The sequence below is a fragment of the Janibacter melonis genome, from assembly GCF_020567375.1.
GTDB classification, from domain to species: Bacteria; Actinomycetota; Actinomycetes; order Actinomycetales; family Dermatophilaceae; genus Marihabitans; species Marihabitans melonis.
The window spans coordinates 1292593-1298592 of record NZ_JAJBZM010000001.1 but is presented as its reverse complement, the minus strand read 5'-3'; the positions used below and the strand labels follow the sequence as shown (position 1 = coordinate 1298592).

Genomic DNA, 6000 nt, shown 5'->3' with positions numbered 1-6000 from the left:
GGGGTGCTCTCGCAACTTGGGGAGGGCGGGCGCACCGGGGGGGTGGGCGGGGTGCGCCGGCGGCAACGGGCGGGCGACCCCCGCCGGTCGGGCCGGCGGGGGTCGCCCTGGGGGTGTCGGGTGGTCCCGAAGGGGGAGCCTCAGCTCTCCTCCGGGTCACCGTCCTCGGCCTCGGTGACGGAGGGGTCGACGAGGACCGACCACGTGTCGTGGCCGTGGAGCAGCTCGGTGAGCGCGGCGTCGTCCGCCGGGCCGCCGGCGACCTCGACGGCCGAGGAGACCTGGGCACGGACCTGGTCGTCGTACGTCGGGCGCTCGACGTCGCGGAAGATGCCCATCGGCACGTGGGTCATCGCCGTCGAGTCGAGGCGGCTGATGGCGAAGGCCTGGCTCGGGTCCGGCGCGGCGGGGTCGTGGACGACGACGCGGTCGGCCCACCCCTTCGCGCTGATCTCGCCCTCCGGGACGAACTCGACGCCGCCGGACTCGCCGCGCACGAGGACCTGACGGGCCTCGGCGTCGCCGGCCGTCACGGGCTCGCCGTCGACGAGGTGGACCAGACGCGCCTGCTGCTGGTCGCGGTCCTTGATGAGCTCGAAGGCGCCGTCGTTGAAGATCGGGCAGTTCTGGTAGATCTCGACGAGCGAGGTGCCACGGTGCTGCGCGGCGGCCTTGAGCACCGAGGTGAGGTGCTTGCGGTCGCTGTCCATCGTGCGCGCGACGAAGGTCGCCTCGGCGCCGAGCGCGAGCGAGACGGGGTTGAAGGGCGCGTCGAGGCTGCCCATCGGGCTCGACTTCGTCACCGTGCCCGGGTCCGACGTAGGGGAGTACTGACCCTTGGTCAGCCCGTAGATCTTGTTGTTGAAGAGCAGGATCGTCATGTTGACGTTGCGGCGCAGCGCGTGGATGAGGTGGTTGCCGCCGATGGACAGCGCGTCGCCGTCACCGGTGACGACCCACACCGACAGGTCCTCGCGGCTCGTCGCCAGACCCGTCGCGATCGCCGGCGCGCGGCCGTGGATCGAGTGCATGCCGTACGTGTCGAGGTAGTACGGGAAGCGCGAGGAGCAGCCGATGCCCGAGACGAAGACGATGTTCTCGCGGCGCAGGCCGAGCTCGGGCAGGAAGCCCTGGACGGCCGCGAGGATCGCGTAGTCGCCGCAGCCGGGGCACCAGCGCACCTCCTGGTCGGAGGTGAAGTCGCGCTTGGTCTGGCGCGCGTCGTCCTCGCCGAGGGCGGGGACGCCGTCGGTGCCGCGGGCCGTCGTGGGGATGCCGAGATCGATCGACATGGTCAGACCTCCTTCGCCGCGGAGGTGATGACCTCTGCGAGCTCGGTCGTGGTGAAGGGCAGCCCGCGCACCGAGGTGTGGGAGCGGACGTCGACGAGGTACTCCGCGCGCAGCAGCATCGCGAGCTGGCCGAGGTTCATCTCCGGCACGACGACGCGGTCGTAGGCGCGCAGCACGTCCCCGGTGTTGGCGGGGAAGGGGTTGAGGTGACGCAGGTGGGCGTGCGCGACGGGGGTGCCCGCGTCACGGACCTGGCGCACCGCGGCCGCGCAGGGGCCGTAGGTCGAGCCCCAGCCGAGGACGAGGACCTTCGCCTCGCCGCTGGGGTCGTCGACCTCCAGCGCGGGGCTCGTCGCGGCGACGCCGGCGACCTTGGCCGCACGGGTGCGGACCATGAAGTCGTGGTTGTCCGGGTCGTAGCTGATGTTGCCCGTGCCGTCGGCCTTCTCGATGCCGCCGATGCGGTGCTCGAGACCGGGCGTGCCGGGCACGGCCCACGGGCGGGCGAGGGTCTCGGGGTCGCGCAGGTAGGGCAGGAAGACCTCCTCGCCCGACTCGTCGGTGGCGTTGGGGCCGGTCGCGAGCTCGACGGTGAGGTCGGGCAGGTCGGCGACGTCGGGGATCCGCCACGGCTCGGAGCCGTTGGCGAGGTAGCCGTCGGACAGGAGCATGACGGGCGTGCGGTAGGTCGTCGCGATGCGCACGGCCTCGACGGCGGCGTCGAAGCAGTCCGCCGGGGTCTGCGGGGCGATGACGGGCACGGGCGACTCGCCGTTGCGCCCGTAGAGCGCCTGGAGGAGGTCGGACTGCTCGGTCTTCGTCGGCAGGCCGGTGCTCGGGCCGCCGCGCTGGACGTCGATGACGACGAGCGGCAGCTCCAGGCTCACGGCCAGGCCGATGGTCTCGGCCTTGAGCGCGACGCCCGGGCCGGAGGTCGTCGTCACGCCGATCGCCCCGCCGAAGGAGGCGCCGAGCGCGATGCCGATTCCGGCGATCTCGTCCTCGGCCTGGATCGTCGTCACGCCGTGGCGCTTGTAGCCCGACAGCGCGTGGAGGATGTCGCTCGCCGGGGTGATCGGGTAGGACCCGAGGACGAGCGGGCGGCCGGCGCGGTGGGAGGCCGCGACGAGACCCAGCGCGAGCGCGGCGTTGCCGGTGATGTTGCGGTAGGTGCCGTGGGCGGCGGTCGCCGGGGCGACCTCGTAGGAGACGGCGAAGTCCTCGGTCGTCTCGCCGTAGTTCCAGCCTGCCTTCAGGGCGGCGAGGTTCGCCGCGAGGATGTCGGGCTTCGCGCCGAACTTGCGGGCGAGGAAGTCCTCGGTGCCCTTCGTGGGCCGCGAGTACATCCACGACAGCAGGCCGAGGGCGAACATATTCTTCGCCCGCTCCTTCTCCTTGCGGGTGAGGGAGTCGTGCTCGGCGAGGGCCTCGACGGTGATGCTCGTCAGCGGCACGGCGTGCACGTGCCAGGACTCGAGCGTGTCGTCCTCGAGCGGCGAGGTCTCGTAGCCGACCTTCTTGAGGTTGCGCTTGGAGAACTCGTCGGTGTCGACGATGATCGTCGCCCCGCGGGGCACGTCGCGCAGGTTGGCCTTGAGCGCCGCCGGGTTCATCGCGACGAGCACGTCGGGAGCGTCACCGGGGGTGAGCACCGCGTGGTCGGCGAAGTGGAGCTGGAAGGAGCTCACGCCGGGGAGCGTGCCCTGAGGCGCGCGGATCTCGGCGGGGAAGTTCGGCAGGGTCGAGAGGTCGTTGCCGAGCAGGGCGGTGTCCGCGGTGAAGCGGTCTCCCGTCAGCTGCATCCCGTCGCCGGAGTCGCCGGCGAAGCGGATGATGACCTGGCTCTTGGTCTCGACGGTCTTGGTGCTCATGGTTGGCGCTGCTGCCCCTGACGTGTCCGGGTCGAGCCCCCGACGGAGATGACCGAGAGCCATCTTCGATGGTAAGTCTGACCTCACCTCTGCACCGAATCGTCTGCCTTATGAGATGCATAACGCAGCGTTATGCATCCTTCGGGGTGGGAGAGGGCGAAGGGGGAGGTGCGGGCATCATGGGCGCACCCGAGTGAAGGAGCCCGACGATGAGCGAGACGACCGCCCCGCTGCGGGTCGAGGACGACGGCCACGTGCGGCTGTGGACCCTCGACCGGCCCGATCAGCGCAACCCCGTGACCGGCGCCGACATGATCGAGGCGATCGAGGCCGCGGTCGACGCGGCGAACGACGACGCCCAGGACGGCTCGCTGCGGGTCGTCGTCCTCACCGGCGCCGGCTCGGCCTTCAGCAGCGGTGGCGACGTCAAGGCGATGCGGCGCGGCGATCCCCCCTTCGGCGGCCCGGTGAGCGGGAGCCGCGAGGGCTACCGGCGCGGGGTGCAGCGCATCCCGACGGCGATGGCGCGGCTCGACGTGCCCGTGGTCGCGGCCGTCAACGGCCCGGCCGTCGGCGCCGGCTGCGACCTCGCGCTCATGTGCGACCTGCGGGTGGCCTCGACCTCGGCCTTCTTCGCCGAGTCCTTCGTCCAGCTCGGGATCGTCCCCGGCGACGGGGGTGCGTGGCTGCTCAGCCGTCTGCTCGGCCCGACGCGGGCGTCGGAGATGGTGCTCACCGGCGACCGGGTCGACGCGCAGCAGGCGCTCGACTGGGGGCTCGTCAACGCCGTCGCCGAGCCCGACGAGCTGCTCGACGTCGCCCGCGCGCTCGCCGGGCGGGTTGCGAAGAACCCTCCGTCCGCCGTGCGGATGGCGAAGTCCCTGCTGCGTGACGCGCCCGAGGTCTCGCTGCGTGCGTCGCTCGAGACGGCGGCGGCGATGCAGGCGGTCGCCCACACGACAGCTGACCACCGCGAGGCGGTCGACTCCCTGCTCGAGCGACGTCCTGGGACCTACACGGGCCGCTGACCGCGCGCGTCGGCGGCGTTGCACCACGCGTCGACCGCACCGCGTCACGGGTCGACGGCACCGCATCAGAAGGGTGGGGCGGTCGCGACGGCGCCGTGGTCGACGGTGTCTTGGCGGGTGCTACCCATGACGGCGGTGTCTGGGATGGCTGCGTCCTGGACGGCGGCGCCCTGGACAGCGGTGGCGTCGGGGGTCGGGGTCTGTGTCGGGACGCTGCCGGGCGATTGCGACGGTGTGGACGGATCGGGTGTCGACGGATGAGGTGCGCCCGTGGTCTCGTGAGAGGCGGTCTCGCAAGGGGCTGTCTCGCAAGGGGCTGTCTCCGTGGGTGCATGGGCGGTCGGCCAGGTGAGCCGCTGGGTACCACCGGGCGAGACCCACTCCGCGCTCCCGTCGGCGTGCAAGACGTAGCTCCACGCCGGTGCGTGCTTGACGCGGTGGTGGTGCCGGCACAGGGCCGACAGGTTGGCGCCGCAGGTCGGCCCGCCGGGCCAGGCCGTCGCGTGGTCGAGGTCGCACGCGACCGCCGGTCGGTCGCAGCCCCACATGCGGCACCGGGTGTCGCGCAGCTCGACGAGTCGCCTCACCGACGGCGGGGGCACATATCCCGTCGTCGAGGTCTCGAGCACGGTGCCGGTCTCCGGGTCGAGCAGGGCTCGGGTGACCCGGCTGTCGAGGCGCTCGACGACCTGCTGGACGACGGAGCCCGGCACCCAGCCGATGCGGGGGATCTCGACGCCACCGACCCAGGGCTTCCCGGTCGCGCCGACGTCGATCAGCCGGCCCTCCGCGGCGCTGACGGCCCGCGCGCCACTCGCGGTCCCGGTCTCGCCAGCAGTCCTGTCGTCACCCGCGGTCCTCGTCTCACCCGCGGTCCTCATCTCGCCAGCAGTCCTCGTCTCGCCCGCAGTCTTGACGTCGCCCGCGACCTCCGCCTCGCCCGGGTCGCTCGGCCCGCGCACGAGCGCCAGCCCGAGCGTGATGTGGGTGCTCACCTCGACCCCGCGCAGGGCGAGGTCGGCCAGGGCCAGCGCACGTGCGGGCCCCACGCGCAGGTCGGGGTCCTTGCGCTGACGCTCGCGAGCGATCTCGCAGACCCCGGCCATGAGGACGTGAGCGGTCTCGCTCGGGAGGCACGCGACGAGCTCGGTGGTGCCGAGCGGGCCGGGATAGGTGCGCACGTCGGTCCGCTCACGCCGGTTGACCTCGGCCCGGGACTCGCGCCAGCCGGGGTCGGTGCGGTCCAGCACGCGCCGGCAGGCCTGGGCGAGGTCGTGCCGGTCGAGGGCCTCGATCCGGGGCACGTCGGTGCCGCGCATCGGCGCGAGCACATGGGCCACGACGGCCGCCGCCGCGTCGCGGGAGGCGTCCTGCGTCTCGTCGGCGACGAGGCGCAGGGTGCGTTCGGTGACCGCACCGTCCATGAGCGGGCGGATGAGGGGGTCGAGGTCGTCGCCGAGGCGCACGGCCAGCCGGCTGCGCGTCCGGGCGTCGTGATCGCTGCAGCCGAGCGCGAGGGCGATCGTGTCGCACGCCAGCTCGGCCACCTCGCCCGCCGGGGCACGCGTCTCCAGCGTCGAGCCGTCCGGTCCGGTCTCGAACCCGCGCCGGGCGAGCTCGGCGAGGATCGCCAGCTGCGCGGCGTCGGCCGAGCGCCGGACGCGCTCGACCGCGACGGCAGCGGCGGTCAGCATGGCGACGTCCTGAGACGGCGCCAGGGTGGCGGCGGTCATCGTCGTCACCTGCATCCCGGCGACGACCTTGTCGCAGAGGCCCTCGATCTCGTCGAACATGTGTTCGATCATGGTC

General features: G+C 72.8%; 4 protein-coding genes. 1 reads left to right on the top strand and 3 read right to left on the bottom strand.

Features of this window, described 5'->3' with window-relative positions; genetic code table 11:
- Positions 1 to 140 precede the first annotated feature (140 nt).
- Both LIV55_RS06080 and LIV55_RS06075 read right to left on the bottom strand, forming a co-directional pair.
- Positions 141 to 1292 (bottom strand): 2-oxoacid:ferredoxin oxidoreductase subunit beta, encoded by a 1152-nt coding sequence (locus LIV55_RS06080; RefSeq protein WP_229299532.1) that lies wholly within the window; start codon positions 1290 to 1292, stop codon positions 141 to 143.
- 2 nt (positions 1293 to 1294) lie between these two features.
- A complete protein-coding gene (locus LIV55_RS06075) occupies positions 1295 to 3163 on the bottom strand; it encodes a 2-oxoacid:acceptor oxidoreductase subunit alpha (RefSeq protein WP_229299530.1) in 1869 nt (622 codons plus the stop codon).
- A 209-nt stretch (positions 3164 to 3372) separates the two neighbouring features.
- On the opposite strand from LIV55_RS06075, the gene LIV55_RS06070 reads away from it, so the two are divergent.
- On the top strand, positions 3373 to 4191 hold the full coding sequence (locus LIV55_RS06070; RefSeq protein ID WP_229299528.1) for a crotonase/enoyl-CoA hydratase family protein: 819 nt from the start codon (positions 3373 to 3375) through the stop codon (positions 4189 to 4191).
- A gap of 65 nt (positions 4192 to 4256) precedes the next feature.
- On the opposite strand, the gene LIV55_RS06065 is transcribed toward LIV55_RS06070, so the two are convergent.
- Positions 4257 to 5984 (bottom strand): HNH endonuclease signature motif containing protein, encoded by a 1728-nt coding sequence (locus LIV55_RS06065; protein WP_229299526.1) that lies wholly within the window; start codon positions 5982 to 5984, stop codon positions 4257 to 4259.
- Positions 5985 to 6000 lie beyond the last annotated feature (16 nt).